The 17,112-nt window shown below is 65.4% G+C and carries 8 protein-coding genes; 2 read left to right on the forward strand and 6 right to left on the reverse strand.

The window, feature by feature from the left end; translation table 11 throughout:
• Positions 1 to 159: 159 nt before the first annotated feature.
• The 4 genes from OG403_RS06265 to OG403_RS06280 all read right to left on the reverse strand — a co-directional run bounded on the left by OG403_RS06265 (position 160) and on the right by OG403_RS06280 (position 11,099).
• Positions 160 to 3,732: a type I restriction endonuclease subunit R gene (locus tag OG403_RS06265; RefSeq protein ID WP_329562103.1), complete on the reverse strand. Its 3,573-nt coding sequence runs from the start codon at positions 3,730 to 3,732 to the stop codon at positions 160 to 162.
• 106 nt (positions 3,733 to 3,838) lie between these two features.
• A complete protein-coding gene (locus OG403_RS06270) occupies positions 3,839 to 5,155 on the reverse strand; it encodes a hypothetical protein (RefSeq protein ID WP_329562105.1) in 1,317 nt (438 codons plus the stop codon).
• Positions 5,152 to 8,670 (reverse strand): DEAD/DEAH box helicase family protein, encoded by a 3,519-nt coding sequence (locus tag OG403_RS06275; RefSeq protein ID WP_329562107.1) that lies wholly within the window; start codon positions 8,668 to 8,670, stop codon positions 5,152 to 5,154. The genes OG403_RS06270 and OG403_RS06275 overlap by 4 nt, the downstream gene beginning before the upstream one ends.
• Positions 8,671 to 9,044: 374 nt before the next feature.
• Complete coding sequence (locus tag OG403_RS06280; RefSeq protein WP_329562109.1) at positions 9,045 to 11,099, reverse strand: AIPR family protein; 2,055 nt, start codon at positions 11,097 to 11,099, stop codon at positions 9,045 to 9,047.
• Between the two features lie 271 nt (positions 11,100 to 11,370).
• Here OG403_RS06280 and OG403_RS06285 point away from each other — a divergent pair, with 271 nt between their 5' ends.
• Both OG403_RS06285 and OG403_RS06290 read left to right on the forward strand, forming a co-directional pair.
• On the forward strand, positions 11,371 to 12,201 hold the full coding sequence (locus OG403_RS06285) for an IS5 family transposase (protein ID WP_329562111.1): 831 nt from the start codon (positions 11,371 to 11,373) through the stop codon (positions 12,199 to 12,201).
• Positions 12,198 to 12,626 (forward strand): hypothetical protein, encoded by a 429-nt coding sequence (locus OG403_RS06290; RefSeq protein WP_329562112.1) that lies wholly within the window; start codon positions 12,198 to 12,200, stop codon positions 12,624 to 12,626. The genes OG403_RS06285 and OG403_RS06290 overlap by 4 nt, the downstream gene beginning before the upstream one ends.
• A 30-nt stretch (positions 12,627 to 12,656) precedes the next feature.
• Here OG403_RS06290 and OG403_RS06295 read toward each other — a convergent pair whose 3' ends face one another.
• The gene (locus OG403_RS06295; protein WP_329562113.1) at positions 12,657 to 12,923 is read right to left on the reverse strand and encodes a helix-turn-helix domain-containing protein; all 267 of its coding nucleotides are present in this window, start codon (positions 12,921 to 12,923) and stop codon (positions 12,657 to 12,659) included.
• Positions 12,920 to 17,065, reverse strand: coding sequence for a sacsin N-terminal ATP-binding-like domain-containing protein (locus OG403_RS06300; RefSeq protein ID WP_329562115.1), 4,146 nt, complete (start codon positions 17,063 to 17,065; stop codon positions 12,920 to 12,922). The genes OG403_RS06295 and OG403_RS06300 overlap by 4 nt, the downstream gene beginning before the upstream one ends.
• Between the last annotated feature and the right edge of the window lie 47 nt (positions 17,066 to 17,112).

The raw sequence follows: 17,112 nt of genomic DNA on the forward strand, positions 1-17,112 counted from the left end.
TTGCATATGGAAGAAGCCGACCTGTCTGCGACTCGATATGGTTCGGTGCAATGTGTGGAGCTGACGGGTGTTCTGCTGGATCCGTGAGATTGCTCGCGACCACCGCAACGTCTCCGAAGCGGGCCCACACCCAGCTGTCAGGGATTGGGAAAAGACCCGTCACGCGCTCAGCTCCCGGTTCAGTTCGTCAATAAGTTCGGGTGCGCGATCGTCACCGAAGGTTCCGAGGAAGCCCTCGATGCCACCACGCTGGGTGAACGGTACTCGTTCCAGGTCGTCCGCCGTGAATCCGGCGCTTGTGACGACGATGTCCTTGATGTGGTCGATCCACCAAAGTTGGCGGTCGCTCAGCACCATCCCCGCCTGCTCCTGCCGCGCGAGCCAGTCGGCAAGGCGATGCTCTACCAGGCTGCCGTACGCCATCAGCTCCTCGTCCAGCCCCAGCTCATACCGGATGAGAGTGATCAGGTCAGTGACAGTACGCTCCCCTGAAACCTGTGGCGCCTTGCCTAGCCGCTCATACAGCTCCCAGATCTTCTGAGGCGTCCACCGCTGCTCAGTGCGCTGGATACGCGCCGCGAGCTGCTGAAGCTCGTCATACGTGACACGCCCCCTGCCGCCGTAGATGCTCTGCAGCGCAGGGATGTGGTCCCGGTGCTCGTCCAAGTAGGCACGCCAGTCCTCAATCGTCACCGCAGGACGGGCCTCACGCGGGACGGCCCCCGCCGATTCCAGCGTGTCGCTGTTGACCTCGTCGTGGGTGATGTCAAGGGCCCGGCGGATCTCCATGATGCTCTCACGCAGTGGAACGTTCTCAGCGAGCGGCCGGACGGCCTCTGTGACGAGCCTCCGGACGGCTTCCCGGCCCTGCTCCTTTGCCGTGACCAGCTTCTCTGGGGCAATCGCATCGACCAAGCGCCTGGTGATGTCAGTGAGGCGAGCACCGCCGGCCTGCTGGGCAAGCTCGGCACGCTCTTCCTCGCTGATCTGCTGGTTGAGGCGGGCAAGCCGCGAGGCAAGGGTGGAGATCTCGTCTGGGGAAATCGTCCCCTGGCTGGTCTTAGTGAGCAGCTTGGCCAGCGAGATCTGCTTGCCCGTGTCGAGGTCCAGAGGGACAGCCTCTTCGAGCTTATGTTCCTTGTCAGTGACACCCACCGCGTCGACGATAACAAAGCGAGTCTTCTGCTTGACGTCTGGGGTGACCGCCTGAAACTCCTCAGGACCGATGCTGCGCGCGCCGCGGCCCTTCATTTGCTCGAACAGGGCTGCGGACTTAACTGCCCGCATGAACAGCACGCATTCCAGTGCTTTGATATCCGTTCCCGTGGCGATCATGTCGACCGTGACGGCGATGCGCAACTCGGGCGAGTTTCGGAAGGAGCGGATTAGATTCTTGGGGTCCTGGCCATCCCTTTTGCTCTGATAGGTGATCTTCGCCGCGAATTCATTTCCCTTTCCGAAGATCTGCCGAACATATTTGAGCACCTGGTCGGCATGGTAGTCGCTGGCCGCGAAGATTAGGGTCTTGGGGACTGTCCGGTTGGGTAGCCCGGCACGCTCGGGGAAGATCTCGCTAAAGAGGCGGTCGTGGAAGGTCTGGATAACCATCTGGATCTGACCGTCGGAGATCACGGAGTTGCCGAGCTGCCTTCCGGTGTAGCTGAAGTCGTCGTCCAGTTCCTCGTAGCGCCGCTCGCGGGTTTTGCGATCCACCTTCGGCACCACCGTGCCCGTCTCCGGGTCGACCTCGATAGTGTCACCGTGATCGGTCTGGCGGGTGCGGATGCGGTAGACGTCGAAGTCGACGTTGACGCCGTCCGCGACGGCCTGTTCGTAACTGTAGGAAGAGACGAGATTCCGCTCGAAAAAGCCGAAGGTCTGCTTGACCGGTGTGGCGGTCAGACCGACCAGGTAGGCGTCGAAGTACTCCAGGACGGCGCGCCACTTGCCATAGATCGAGCGGTGGCACTCGTCTACCACAATCAAGTCGAAGTACTCTGGTGGCAGCTTGGGGTTGTAGGTGACCTCTGCCGGGTCGTCCAGATCATAGGAGTCCAGTGCGTCGTCGTCCACGTCCGCATTTGGTAGGTCACGGTTCTGGAGGCTGGCGAAAAGCCGTTGCACCGTAGAGATAACGACCTTCGCGGCGTCTGCTTCGCCGTTGCTACCTAGTCGCTGAATGTTGTAAAGGTCGGAAAAGCGTCGGCCGTCATCGGGGGTGAGGTAGTTGGAATACTCGCGTGACGCCTGCTCACCGAGATTGTTGCGGTCGACGAGGAAGAGGATGCGCTGCGCCTTAGCGTGCTTGAGCAACCGGTAGGACGCGCTGACTGCGGTGAACGTTTTGCCCGCACCAGTGGCCATCTGAATCAGTGCCCGAGGCCGGTCGTGGGCGAGGGAGTCCTCCAGGCCGGCGACGGCCGTGTGCTGGGCAGGCCGCAGGCGCCGGTCCATGAGAGCCGGCATGGCTCGCAAACGGGCGCGCAGGGTGGGACGAGCTTCGTCTTCCTCGGCTTCACGCAGCCACCGCGCCAAGGTCTCGGGGCGGTGGAAGGCGAACACCGGGCGGCTGCATGGTTCGGGATCGAGCCGGTTGACGAACTGGGTCTCCACTCCGGTGGCTAGGTAACCGAACGGCAAGCCACCGTCGAAGGTGTCACTACTCCATGCGGTCATTCGCTGATCCGTGGTGAGTCCCGAGCTGTAGCGCGCGAGTTGAAGCTCGGCCCCTGGCAGGCTGGTGCCTTCCCGTTTAGCCTCGATAACGCCAACCATCTTCCGGTCAACGTAGAGCACATAGTCGGCACGGCCTGTGGCCATGGTGACCTCGCGGACTGCAACTGCAGGGAGGTCGCTGCCATTTTGGGTGGCACCGAGGTTCATCTGGTGGGCGTTCTGGATGACCCAGCCTGCGGCGTAGAGCTGCTCGTCTATGGCGCGGCGCGCCTCGGCCTCATTCAGTGGCCCGCGGGACGCCCTTCGGCCGCGCTGGATGAAGTGCTCTCGGTCCTCGGCCTTGACCCTTGGACGCTGTTCGGCGTCGAAGGCCTTGACTTGTCCGGCGAGTTGGTCCTGGAGTTGCTCGATCAGGGCCGCCATCGCGGCCTTCTCTGTGTCGGCGGCCTGGATGGCCGCCTCGGCTTCTCTCTGAGCTGCCGCTACGGCAACCTGTAGATTGTCAAAGCCCTGCAGTTTGAGCTTTGCCTCGGCCAGCTCCTTGCGGTAGACGCTTAGGGCCTCACGCAACTGGCTGCTGCCCTGTGAAATGGCCTTGGTGGGTGGCTGCGGCGGGACGAAGGCAATGGCCGCCCGGTCCTCTGGGTTGAGAGTGCGGTGCAGCCATACGCCGAGGACGAAGCAGGTGCGAACGCACGCAAGCGCAGTGGCCAGGTCGTCATAGTGTGCGTGCGCCGCCTTGTTGCCCGCCGAGCGGATCTTCTCCAGTCCGTCGTAGACCGGCTTCGGGATCACGTCCTGGGCATAGAGGAGGTTGGTGAGGTCGACCAGGTGAGTCTTTCCCTGCGGTGCCGGAGTGCCCGTGGCGCGGATGACCATCTCGGCGACGACCTCGGCGAACTGCCGGGACTTGGTCATCGCACCCTGGGGGTCGGAATACACGGTCAGCTCTGCCCCGCAGCCGTACCACACGAGCAGCGGTGCGTGCTGCAGCAGGCGCCCGAAGTTGGGCGAGGCTGCGGCTAGCTGCTTGATCTTTTCTGCGTGCACTGCCACTGAGTGGACTCCGTATCCCCATCTGAACCGATGAAGCAATGATCTGCTTGCGAGAATAGTGACGAGCACTGACACCTGGCCTAGTGCACAGGTCCCGGCCGCGGCGCTAAGGTCCGGCGCTAGCCGCGCGCGGGATCCTGATCAAGGCTCGCTCGGCGGCCCAGCGCAGCATGTGGATGTAGGGCCACAGAGCCTCACCCTCGCGACTGGCTGGCAGGATCGGATGCTCAACGAAACCATTCCTCGAGGCCCCGCCGTCCTTCGCGTGCACGATGCGGCACCGCAGCTGATACAGCAGCGGTGCAAATATCTCCACGAGGTTCGGCTGACTTGACGACGGCGGCTTCGCAGGCTGTTTGCCGTTCATCCAACCTAGGACGCCGTTAGCTGCCGTAAAGGCCTTGACCGCTCCGGGCTGCTTCAGCGCATTGCTGAACTCGCCATCTTTGACACAGGCGCTCAACACAATCAGCAGCTGCGCCCGCTCGTTATCTCGCTCTTTGCGGACTTCCTCGACCCTGGCGTACCACTCGTCAGACCCCTCTGACAGGTTCGGCTCCCCACGCAGGGTCTCGATCTCCTGCTCCACGGCGTGCTCCATGCGGCGCAAGAAGTAGTACTCCAGGACGCGGTAGTAACCCATGAACTGCTCGGTGGGCTCGACAGCGGTCCTGGCGTGCCGGTAGTAGTGCATAGGGACCCGTTCGTATGCACGGTCCGGATGCCGCCAGCGGTTGACTTCGGTGCGGCGCTGTTCGAAGGGGTCTGCCGGCTTGGTGGCATCGGAGCGAGGCTGGAGCCGATAGCCGATACCACCTCGGGCAGTGCCCACGCTGAACAGGACACCGTCCGCGATTCGCCGTAGTTCCTCTTCCATGTCTGCGGGAAGGGGCTCTTTACCTCGGTGGTAGCGGATGCGAAGGGCAAGGCGGCGGCGGGAGTGCGCATTCCCCGTGACGAGACAGGTCAGCATCGGTGAGGCTGTTCCCAGCGCGATCGACTTCACCCCCGGCGGGCAGTTCTCGATCCGCACTTCCCAATCGTCGCCTTCCGCTGGGCCAAGCGGCGTGAACCCCTCGAACTGCCTTGCTGCAGCGCTGCTCAGGCGGTCCCCGCTACCCGTCGGGTCGATCTCCGCCTCCAGTCGGGCCGCACTTTCCCACCAAACGGCTCGCAGGTCTCCTACGAAGCGAGCCCTGAGGGCACCCGATCCGAGCATGCTGCGTGCTTGGTCGGTTCCCTTAATTGGGACCTCAACCCGGCGACCGTCGACCGTCTGCAGGGCAAGTCGTCTGGCCAGTGGGACCCATTCCAGGCCGAGGGACATGCACGTGTCGGCCAACTCCTTCCACACCAGCTCTGTTTGCTCAGTCTCATGTCCCCCGATGCCCAGACCGGGCACCGGGGTGCCTCCGGCGGTCACAGGCTCAGACTTAGGTTTAGGTCAGCGAGGAGGCTGCCCGCGTCCGGACCGAAGACATCGATGAAACCCTCCAGGCCGCCCCGCGCAGTAAATGGAGTCAGCTCCAGATCGTCGACGCCCACCCCAGCTCCCACGACAACGGTGTCGCGAATGCGGGTGAGCCACCACATTTCCTGGATTCCGAAGCGGCGCCCGGCTGCCTCCTGCTTGACCTGCCATGCAGCGAACCGCCGATTCACCCCGTGCCGGTAGGAGTGCAGCTCCATATCAAGGCCGAGTTCAAAGCGGGCCAGTGGGATGAAATCGGTGGTGGATGTGCGGGTCGGCGGCTCCGGTGCCCTACCCAAGCGGTGATAGGCGGCGTACAGGAGATCAGCGTCCAGCAGGTGCGGCGGCCTTCCGACGCGCACGGACAGCTCCCGCAAAGCCTCGGACGGCGCCACGCCGTTGTCGCCCCGAATCAGCGCTCTCACGGCAATCCCCCCGTCATCCTCTGCCAAGTAGGCCTTCCAGCGAGCGATGATCTCCTCATCAGTCGGCAACTGCCTCGGGACGCCGGCCGCGTGCAAGAGTTCATCGCGGTTGACCTCGTCCACACGGACCTGGAACGCCTTGAGGATTTCCCCGATCCGGTCGCGCAATCTCGCGTTGCTGCTGAACGGCTCAACTGCCTTGGCAACCAAAGCCCTTACCGCACCCTCGCCCTGCTTACGCGCGGCAGCCACGGCAGCCGGCTTCAAAGCGCGGACCAGATGTCCCGTCAATTCCTGCACGCCACGTTGCTCAGGGATCAGCGAGCGCAGCTCCTGGTGGTCAGCGGAGCTCAACTGGCGGGAGAGGCGCGACAGACGCGAAGCGAGGGTGAAGGCCTCATCAATGCCCAGGTCCAGAGGATCGGTGCGACGGAGTAGGTCTGGGAGCGTTGCACTGCGGCTGCGGGACATTGGTACGAGTTCCTCGAGATCCGCGTCCATGATCCCTGCTGCATCGACGATGACGAAGCGCTCCTTCGCGGTAGCGTCCGGGGTCACCGCCTGGAACTGCTCGGCATCGATCGTCCGGGCACCGCGCCCCTTCATCTGCTCGAAGTAAGCCGCAGAACGAACCTCCCGCATGAACAAGACACACTCCAGCGCGGGTACATCAGTACCCGTCGCGATCATGTCGACGGTCACCGCGATCCGGAGCTCCGGACTGTTGCGGAAGCGCTGCAGCCGTTCCTGAGGGTCACCCCCTTCAGCTCGGACGGCTGAGGTGATCTTCGTGGCAAAGTCGTTGCCGCGGCCAAAGACCTCCCGGACCTGCTTAGTGATCTCTTCGGCGTGTGTCTCGCTCTTCGCGAAGATCAAGGTCTTAGGCACAGTAGAGCGTCCAGGGAAGATCTCGGTGAACAACCGGTCGCGGAAGGTGCGCAGCACCAGACGAATCTGATCCTGGGGAATCACGCTGCGTCCGATTACCGACCCTGGATACTCAAAGTCGGCCTCCAGTTGCTCGTACCGCTCCTGTCCCGTGAGCCTGTCTCGGATAGGGATGACCAGGCCGCTCTCAAGGCTGGCGCCGGACCTCGTGATCTCCGTGCGGATACGGTAAACGTCGAAGTCGACGTTCACCCCGTCGGCTACGGCCTCCTCAGACGAGTACTCCGCTACGACATTCTGGCGGAAAAACCCGTAAGTCTGCCGGACGGGGGTCGCCGTGAGACCCACAATCGGGGCGTCGAAGTATTCAAGGACAGGACGCCACTGCCCATAGATCGAACGGTGGCACTCATCCACGATGATCAGGTCAAAGCTCTCCGGTGGGAGCTGCGCGTTGTAGCGAACCTGGACCGGGTACACAAGGAGAGCCTCGGCGTCCTCCGACTGCTCCAGGTGGCCTGATTGTCGCGGGTCCGGCTCCTGTCCGGGCTGGACAGGAGCCCCTCCAGCGCGCAGCAACGCATGCAGGCGCTGAATAGTAGAGACCACCACAGAGGCAGACTCGGGGAAGCCGGCGGCGGTCAGGCGATCAGTTGGGTACGCCGCCCCGAATACGCCCTGCCCATCCGGGAGCGGATAGCCGGTGAATGCTGCCAGTGCCTGGTCACTCAGGTTGACCCTGTCCACCAGAAACAGCACTCGTTTCGCCTTGCTGTGCTTGAGCAGCCGGTAGCTGAAGGCTGCGGCCAGCCGCGTCTTGCCGGTAGCTGGCGCCATCTGGACCAGCGCCCGGCGGTCCCCAGCAACCAGGGACCGTTCGAGGCCGCGCATGGCCTCCTTCTGTGCCTCACGCAAAGAGGGGTCGATGTCCTGTGGGAACCGCTGCATCTGGCTGAGCAGGGTCGGAGAGTCAGGGGCCTCGTCTGCGGCGCGCCACCATCGCAACAGGGTCTGGGGGCGGTGGACCGAGAAGATCTCCCGACTGGCGGCGTGCGTCTCCAGCCTGTTCACGAATCCGGTCTGCGCACCGGTCAGCAGATAACCGAAGGTTAGTGGTTCGTCCTGATTCTCGGCCTGGAGAATCTCCTTCGAGGTCAGTTCTGCCCTCAACACCTGCATCTCTTGTTCCAACGCGCGGATCCCGGAGGAGGGTGCCGCGATCAGCGCGCCAATGAGTAGACCGTCGGTATAGAGCAGATACCGTTGGGCCCCGGAGGCGGCGGGCCGTGGCCAGCGCACCGCGCTGCCATCCGGCATTGTGATGTTGTGACGTCCACTCTCTTGCACTTCCCAGCCGGCGAGCTGGAGCTGGTGTTCCGCGAAGACAGCCAACTGGGTTGGCCCCAAAGCTGGCATCGCAGCCCGTCCGGCCCGCCGCAGGATCTCCTCCCGTTCTGCGGAAGGCACCTCCGGAGGCTCGTTCGCGCGCTGGCGAAGCGCGACCACTCGCTGCTCGAATTCCTGTGCGAGCGATTCCAAGGCGAGAAGGCCGCCCGACCTAACCGACAGGGCCTGCTCTGCCGCGCTGGCCAGTTCCACACGGAGATCCTGCAGGTCGCATCGCTCCTGGACGGCGGCGAGGGTCGTGACGCCGTGGTCAAGGAAGGACTCGCGAGCCTCCTTGGCGTGAACTGCGGCAAGGTGGTCGGTCTCATCGGGGATCTCTGGTGGCACGAACACGCCGTCCACGCGCTTCCCCGTAACGACCTCAACAGCCCATGCCGTGATCTGCCGGCAGCATCGCAGCGCTTTGAGACTGCTGTTGACGCCGAGTTTAGGATCGCCGGTCGCGTCGTCCAGGCTGTCGAGCTCGGTGAGCGCAGTGGCGATTACCGGGGCGAGGAGGCCCGTGGCGCCCAGCAACTGAGTCGTCGTCCGGTTCTGTGACGGCATTGGACTGCCAAGCCATGTGAGGAGTATCGGTCCGACCAGTTCCGCGCAGCGTCGAGCAGACCGCACAGCCTCGCCCGGGTCCGTGTACACAAGAAGCTCGGCCCGGACGGAGAGCCAGAGAAGCTCGCGATATTGCTCTTGGAGGTAAGAGAAGTTGGCGGTGCACTCCACCACGCTGTCCCATGACTCGCCCGCGCCCATCCACCCCGCCCAGCAGTCAATCCATCCGGCGGCCCAGCCTACGAGGCGACTCACCTCAAGCACAACACTCCGCAGCACACGGGGCGTTCCACCACGCTGGTGCTTGGGTGCCGCCCCGACGGCCGCACCCACCATCACCCGAGGGCGATGACTCGGCAGCGGGCGCGGGTGAGCGCGACGTAAAGCTTGCGGTGGTCCTCATTCGCACGGTCCAGGCCCTGGTTCAGGGCACGGACGTCGCTACTGAAGTCGCGAACCTGCTGTCGGCGGCTGCGGCATTTCCGGTGGCCAGCACCCTCTCTGTCAGCCTGGACTCGACTGGCCGCACCCCTGGACTTGCCACGGCCGCCGACAGGCCCCGTTTGCGATGCCCGTCATATCTCGGTCTCGTCGTCCTTCGCCTTAGTGGCGTTCCATAGCTGTTCAGCCAATTCGACTAGAGTCCCCTCACCGGGCAGAGCCCATTGCTTCGGGCCCTGAACAGAACTCCACGCGTTTCCCCAGTCGGCTAGCTTCCACATATGGGTGGTCAGCCCCGTCGGGGAGTAGCGCTTGCCGTCGGCCTCCCAAAGCAGCGGTTTCATCCGATCATTCACCCATGTTGCCTGGCTGCGGAGAGGATCGGCGGCGAGCCACTCGGCCAGCGCCAGGGCTTCCTCCTCGCTACCGGTCTGGTAGACAACCCGTACCCCGTCTTCGATGCGTCCGCCGTCGACGAGGAGCGCAACCGTGGTGGGACGACGAGGCCGTCTGGCCTTCCGCTCCGGTGCATATACCGCGAGGCTCGGAGCCAACGCCCCGCCCGCCAGCTTGTCCAGCACCGAGGTGACAAGCTGCCGACACCGCTGCTCATTCACGAACGTGGTGGAGACGTAGGCAGTACCACCAATCTCCTCATTCACGCAATGGATCAGGTGCGCAAGTACCTGATCCACCCATTTCGGGACAACGGCCAGACCTTTCTCCCAGTCCGAGTCCGGGTCGTCCATCCCCTCTTGGCCGACCAGCTGGAACACCATGTGCGCGACCAGTAGGTCTCCGTGTTCCGCTATCGCCGACGGCCGCTGGGTGAGCGCCAACTGCCGCTGCTGCAGCGTCTCACCGACAGCTCGGTGCAACCGCACGGCCCGCCAGAGCTGATAAGGGGAGGGCTTCCGGCCAAAGAGAATGCGGTAAGCACCCTGTGCACCTGCTGCCCAGAGATTGTCGAGATTCTGCTTTGCTCGGACGACCAGATCCGGGTTGTGATGAGCGCACGCCAAGGCAACAGCGGCCTGGAGCATCGAGCAGCCGGCCTCGGGAGCCGGATCAAGCTCGCCGCGCTTGAAAACGTAAGCCTTCTCCAGCGACAACAGGAAGTCATCCCTGATATCCGAATGCACTGGGTCGCTCGCGATCAAATCGCGTCGCTCGATTCGGTTCTGTGTGTTAGTGCTTCGCGTGATGGCGACGGCGGACTCGGCAGTCTCGCGTCCCACCCGCATGATTCGGACGCTTACATCGGCCTGCCTAACGGCCTCCGGGTTCTGTTGCCAAGCGCGATGAATCGCTGTGACAGTCTGAGCACCGTTGACGACGCTGGCGCCTTTCAGGCTCAGCTCGACAGGCTCATCCCGGGAGCGCCGGCTCCCCCAGAACCGTGCCTCGATTCCATCGCATAGCAGCACGATTCCGTTATTTCGCTCCCAAAAGGACTGCGGTTCCTTCAAGAGAGTGTCGGTGATCCCCTGGTTGACCTCGGTTCGACCGAGCGAGCGCCGTACGTTCTGCTCGAAGAGACGCTCCTCGTACTGCTCGTACCACTCGGCTACGTCGTCGGCCTGCATGACGCCGTAATAGGCCTCGTTCTCTCCCGGCCTGCTGTGCCACTGTCCCATTCGGGCTACGATGCTCAGCGGCTCCGGCGAGACATCATCTTTCACGGTCTGCCAGAAATCGGCCGCAGTCAGTACCTTCTGATCGAGCCAAGGGCCGAAGTGCCCGAATCGCTCCTTGTTGTCGTCAAGGATGGCTTGCACGTCGGGGTGAATGTGACCATCCCCCATGAGAGCGATCACAAGGGTGATTCTCAGGCTGTGGTCGCGCAGCACCGCCTCGACGTCCTTCGCCATGGCCTGAAAACGCTCGTTGAAGCGTCCGAACTCCCGTGACTCGATCTTCTGGAAGCCGTCCACCAGCGCGCGGGCCGCGTTGCCGTCGAAGCCGGCAGTGCCCGTCTCTCTCCACTTGGCCTGAACAAGCCACAGGTGAGGACTGTCCTCAGAGATGGCGACAGCATCGATCCCCTGGTCCGCGCGGCCGTCGATCACGGCTGCGGCGGCTTCAGCGCTATCACAACCGGTGAGCCTACGAACAGCGAGGGCCGCCAGCGCGCGGGACAGAAAGGCCTTCTCGATCTCTGTCGGCTGCGTGCTCTCCGCGTTGCTCATATCGATGAGCTCAGAAAACTCACGCTTCAGCGCGTCCCGGACCTGACGGACAGGGGTCGGAACCACGCCATTGCTACCCCGCCCAGCTCGTGCCACGGGCCCGCCTCCCCCTACTACCTGTCAGAACATCTAGCCATGGTACCGGCTAGCACCTCGTCAAACGGCCCTTAGTGGGCGGAATGAGAGATTAAGTCCGTTCTGTCGTCGCCTGAACGTGTGGCCTTGCTACCTCTGGCAGGTCGCGGGGCTGGCGCCGTGCTGAGGTGACTGCGTGAGCGACCGCAAGCCCTACAAGAGCGACTTGTCCGACGAACGCTGGGCGCTGATCGAGCCGGTGATCACCTCGTGGAAGGTCCAGCATCCCTCGGTCAGCGGCCACGAAGGCCGCTACGAGATGCGGGAGATCGTCAACGCGCTGCTCTACCAGTCCCGGACCGGCTGCCAGTGGGACTACCTCCCGCACGACCTGCCACCCGCCGGCGCGGTGAAGTACTACTTCTACACGTGGCGCAATGACGGCACCGACCAGGTCATTCATGACCTGCTGCGCTGGCAGGTCCGCGAGAAGAGGGGCCGATTAGCCGACCCCAGCCTGGTGGTGCTCGACACCCAGAGCCTGCACGCGGCGGCCGGGGTGCCGGCCAAGACGACGGGACGCGACGTGGCGAAGAAGGTGCCCGGCCGCAAGCGGGGCCTTGCCGTGGACGTGCTGGGCCTGGTGATCGCCGTGGTCGTGCTGGCCGCCTCCGTCCACGACAACGCCTTCGGCACCGCCCTGCTCGACAAGGTCGCAGTAGCCAGTGGCGACACCGTGACGAAGGCCCTGGTGGACCAGGGGTTCAAGAAGACCGTTGTGGACCACGGCAAGCAGGTGGGCATCGACGTCGAAATCGTCGAACGCAACCCTGCCGAGACCGGGTTCGTCCCGCAGCCGATCCGGTGGCGGGTGGAGCAGACGAACGGGATCTTGATGCTGCACCGGCGACTGGTACGTGACTACGAGCACCGCCCCGCCTCGGCCGAGTCCCGGGTCTACTGGGCGATAAGCGACGTGATGACCCGTCGGCTGACCGGCGGCGCGATGTCATGGCGCGGCGCGTGACCAGCGGGGACCTGACCCTGGGGGCGGTGCTGGTGCGTCTGGAGAAGCGCGAGCGAGAGATCGCCGCGCAGGCCGAAGAGACCCGCGAGCAGATCACGCGGCTCATCGCCGTGCTGGACGAGCTCGATCGGGCCGCCGAGGAAGTGCGGATCACCCGCAAGACGCTGCTGGGGCTGCCCGACCCGGACCCGCCCGCGCCGTCGGCGTCCGCCCCGCAGGTGCCGGACGGGGCGGCCTACCAGGAAATCATGGTGGTGTTCGCCCAGGCAGACGGTCCGCTGCGCGCGCGGGGCGTGTGCGAGGCGATGGACCTGGACCCGGCTCCGAACAACATCAACAACGTCCGTTTGAAGCTCAAGCGCCTGACCGGGCGCAACATCCTGGCAGAGCCCGAACCGGGCCTGTTCGCCCTGCCGCGACCGTAGCCGTCCGGCAAGCAGGCCTGACCAGCGCGCCTACTTGAGGCCTGAGCTCGAATCGGCCGATGACACAAGGCCCGTCGCCTCGGACGGCGTGGCCTTGATGCTCCCCGGAGCCCAGCCGAGGACTTCCTCGAACGTTCGGGCCACGGTCGGAGTGGGCAGGCCCGCGCGGTCGCGTTCGAAGGTCCTGATGGTCGCGTGACTCAGCCAGGTACGTCGTGCGAGCTCGCGCTCCGAGATGCCTTCGGCCTCACGGAACTCGACGAGGGCTCGCGCCAGTCGTGCCGATTCCTCACTCATGACCGCAGTATGCCGCTGAGCCCCGGCTGGGACAGCCCTCTGTCCCGATCCCAGGCCGCGAGGGCAGTGGGAGGCCCGCGAACTGCCCTGTCCTGCAGGTCAATCCCGCGACAGGGATAAGTCGGGCGAATCCTTGCGTACCGCCCTCTCAGGTCGCGGAGGTCGTCATCGTCCCGGCTGAGCGCCCTTCGGACAAGATCCAGCGCCACCTTCTCCTGCTCCAGTGTGGTGAACGACCTGGGCCCGGTGCGCCGGACGGTGGCTGCGGAATGCTGCCGGGGCTGTGGTAGGACAGCTCGGGTGCGCGGCTCGCTCGGACTGCTTGTGGCGGGGGCCGCAGTGGGGCTGCCGGTCACCCGCCCCTGCGGCTCCTCCAGGACGAGACGGTTCGGGTCGACCAGGGCCCGTGGCGGCTGACTGGTCCAGGTGACTGCCGACGAACTGGCGGCTGTGCCTCCCTGCGCCGGCAGGCTCGGTTTCGGCGTCAGCTTCTCCCGGCGGACAGAAGCCTCCTCCGCCAGCTCACGCAGCCGTTGTTGACGAACGGCGTCGGCCGCCTCCTGCTGACGTTGTGTCTGCTGGGCTGCCAGGTCCAGATCGATGGGTCGCGCGCCGGCTTGGGCCTGGTCCCAGGCTGCTGGCCAGGCGTTCGCCACCTCACGCTGGCCTCTGGTGAACTGTCCGGCGATCGCCCGGCCCGCCGTGCTCGGACGTGCGAGCAGGTCGATCTCGCGGACGTAGAAGACGCCGGCGTCGCGATCGATCGCCGCGTTCGCCGTGACCTCGACAGTCTGTCCGTCGAGGGGCAGCTTGATCACCCGGCGCAGGTCCGGATCGACCTGGACGGTCAGCTCGCTCAGTTCAGCCCATGAGCAGGTGAGAGCCGTCGCGATGGCCGGTGAGTTGCGCTGCAGGTCCTCGCGCAGGAGCGCCACTGCCTCCCGGGCCAGGTGAGTCCCATACAGGTCGACCTGAGCGAGTGGGGACGGCTTTACGACCATGTCGCCCATCTCGAGCTGGGTGATCCGCAGGACCTCCAGCAGTGGCTGGAAGCTCTGGAGTTCTGCGCCGGGGCGCCATACCGGCAGCTGGGGGGCGAGTGCATCCGCGATCGACGGGTCTTGGACCGCATAGACCGGGCGTTTCCCCGTCCATCCCATACTCGTCCACAGTGGGAGTCTCGTGGGGCGGGCCTCGGATGAAGGCCGGCCGCCCTCGCGGGTTGCCTCTCGTGCGAGCAAGTTCAGGCTCTCCAGGAGGACAGCGTGGGTTGCGGCGTCTGGCTCCGCTCGTCGGTTGGCGTTCTCGGTGCGGGCGACGTCTCGGATGACCGCGCAGGCGTCGTCCGCGCTCGGGAGCTTCACGCCGAGCCTGCTCCATAGCAGGTCGCCCTCCGGTAGCACCGGCGCGAAGTCGCGGAGTCGGCCGAAGATGGGCGGGCCCTGGAGACACTCGGCTGGCTTGCGCCAGCCAGACTGAGTGAGGATCAGCCCGTTGTCTCTATCGAAGGCCCGCTGAATCTCCGTTAGCTCCTTGACATCGCGGGTGGCAGTGGGCAGCCGTTGGGCGAGCGCGCTGTAGACGATTGTCGCTGTGGCCGCCGTGTCCAACTCAATCTCCGGCCCCGACCTGCCCGGTGAATCGCGCAGCGTGACCAGCCGCGCGATCAGGTCCGACACGCTGGCGTCACCGGCAACGCCCAGGGCTTCCAAGACCTCGGCGCGACTGTCGAGCGGGCCCTGGATGGCGTGATGGAGGTACTTCGCCCCGTCGTTCCCGTAGACCACCGCAGTGCTCCTGGTCCGCAGGCGAAGCTCCAACGGGCTGCGCAATTCAGCCTGTTCATCCTCCAGCCACTTCGTCTCGCGCAGCCGCCAGAGCCAAGACGCGGCCGTCGTCCCTTCCTTCTGCCAGGTGTAGTAGTCGCTGACCGCCTCCACCTCGGCGTGGTCCGCGTAGTTTGCCTGCCAGGCGCGCGCCAGCACGTCGACGAGCGCCACCGCACGGCTGCGCCGCAGGGCGGCGTCGGATTCGCTTGCGATGTGCTCGGCGACGGCCTGAAGATCGGGGCTGTCGTAGTCCTCGAGGGTGTAGGTCGCTCGCAGCCTGAGCAGGTCTTCGAACCGCTTGGACGAGTTGTCCTCAAGCCATCGCGGCACGCCTCTCGCCGCTTGGGAGAAGCGATACGAGCGGGACGGATGCGGGCGCAGCCGCGGCGCCGATGCCGCGCCAAGCAGGCGCATGAACCGGGTGGCGCCAAGTCCGGTGCCGCTGCCTTGCAGGACCTCCGCATACCGCGAGCGCAGCCAGGTCGTGCCGGGGGTCGCCCCGGCGGCGAACGCGAAGCCGTCGCGGTCGGTGGAGTCGAGAGCCCGCGGCAGGTACGCGTCCGCCGGACTCGCTGCCACAGTACGGGGCTTCCCATCACTGTCGTACTGGTATGCCTCCAGCAGGACTGCCCGCCCGACATCACGCCCAAGCCCTGGACGCTCGGCGTCCGGAATCGCGACGAAGCCGTCCCGGAGGCTCTTCACCTGTTCGTCCGAGAGCGCCTCAGGGCTCAGCTGCCGGCCTGCGGCGCCGACTGCTGCGAGGCGCCGGATGACGGCGGTCGAGCCGGAGCCGGTGAGCAGCGCGCCGTGTCGGCGCAGCCAGGCCCGGGTGCCTTGCGCCTCCGGCGAGGTGCCCCGGTACGCGGGGTGGAGCCGGCGAGCAATGCCCAGGATCTCGGCGAGCTCACCGCTCGGCTCGGCGAAGACCCAGGCGGCCGATTCGCCTGGCGGCCGGTGCCGGGCGCCCTGGTCGTCGATGATCCAGCGGTAGTCCGTGAGCCGTCCAGCGGACCAGCCGTCCTCGAGGCAGACTGCGGCGAGGGCGAGGGTCGCCTCGGGTGAACGAGCCTGGTCATTAAGCAGCACCATGGCATCGGCCACGCTGACCGGCACCGGGCACTTCCCACCCGCCTCCGACCAATCGGCTAGGACGGCTCGCCAGCGCCCGGCCGCGTCCCGGGCCGAGTCCGGCAGGGCGGCGGGGCAGCCCGCCACCTGAGCCACCTCGGCGCAGGTGAGTACCGACGTGAGCTCCGCTTCCTCAAGTGCCAGGTCGGCCAGACCCAAGGGCTCGTGGCCGCCCGGCACCGCCAGGGTCAGGCGCCGGGACACCTCGGTCCGAGCCTGCTCCGTGATCACGGCCTCCAGCCTGGTGACGAGCGGGGAGGGCGACTGGTCAGTTAGGTCAAGTGGCATCACCTGCCATGCCTGCTTGGGCGACTGGGAGAACATCCGCAGAACCACGGCTGTCCACAGCTCCGCCACGATGTCTGCGAGTGCGCGGTTCCAGGCGTTGTCGGCGATACCTCGGCGACTCGGGACGGGGTCGAATGGCGCGCTCACCCTGAGCGGGAGCCCGGTTGCGACCACCGGCAGGCCAACATGCACGTGGCCCCGCGACGTGCCGCCGCGAGGGATGGCGACCGACACCGTGATCGTCTCAGCCGTGGCCTTGTAAGCGCGGGAGACGCCCTGCGGGGTCGGCACAACTGCCGTGAAGCGCATCCAACGTGTGCCATCCCCCGATACAGCGCTCTGCCGGCGGACCGGCTGCCGGTCCCCGGCGACCCGCAGGACACCTCCCGTTTCCCGGCCTCGTTCCAGACGCAGCTCACGCCGGGTGCGCAGATCGGCGTCGTAGAGAACGATCCGGGTGACGTACCGAAGGAACAGCAGCGCGCTGTCGCTCCAGTCGCCCAACCAGCGATCGATGTCGTCGGCTGTCACGATGCTGTCGGCTGCCGAGCTGGTCTCCGTGAGTGGAATCCTGAGGACGGTCCAGTCCTGGCTCGCAAATTCGGGCGGTACCGTCAGGGCGTCGACGACGCTAATCGTGGGATCGCCGAACTGGGCGTGATAGTGGCCGCAGTGGACCTCCAGCACCGGCGAGATCGCCCTGAGGGTCATCAGCCCGATCCCAAATCGGCCGGTCGCTTCGGCATCCTCCGCCTTGGTGGTCAGCCACGGCGTGGCGAGCGCCAGCACATCAGGCAGCCGTACAGAGGCGCCGTTGTGCGCCAGCAGAAGTTCTCCCTGCCGAACGAGGATCCGCAGCTCGGAAGCACGGAGGTCCTCGGCGTTCTGCACCACCTCAGAGGGCGGTACGCAAGGATTCGCCCGACTTATCCCTGTCGCGG

This window comes from Kitasatospora sp. NBC_01266 (assembly GCF_036242395.1).
Classification (GTDB): Bacteria; Actinomycetota; Actinomycetes; order Streptomycetales; family Streptomycetaceae; genus Kitasatospora.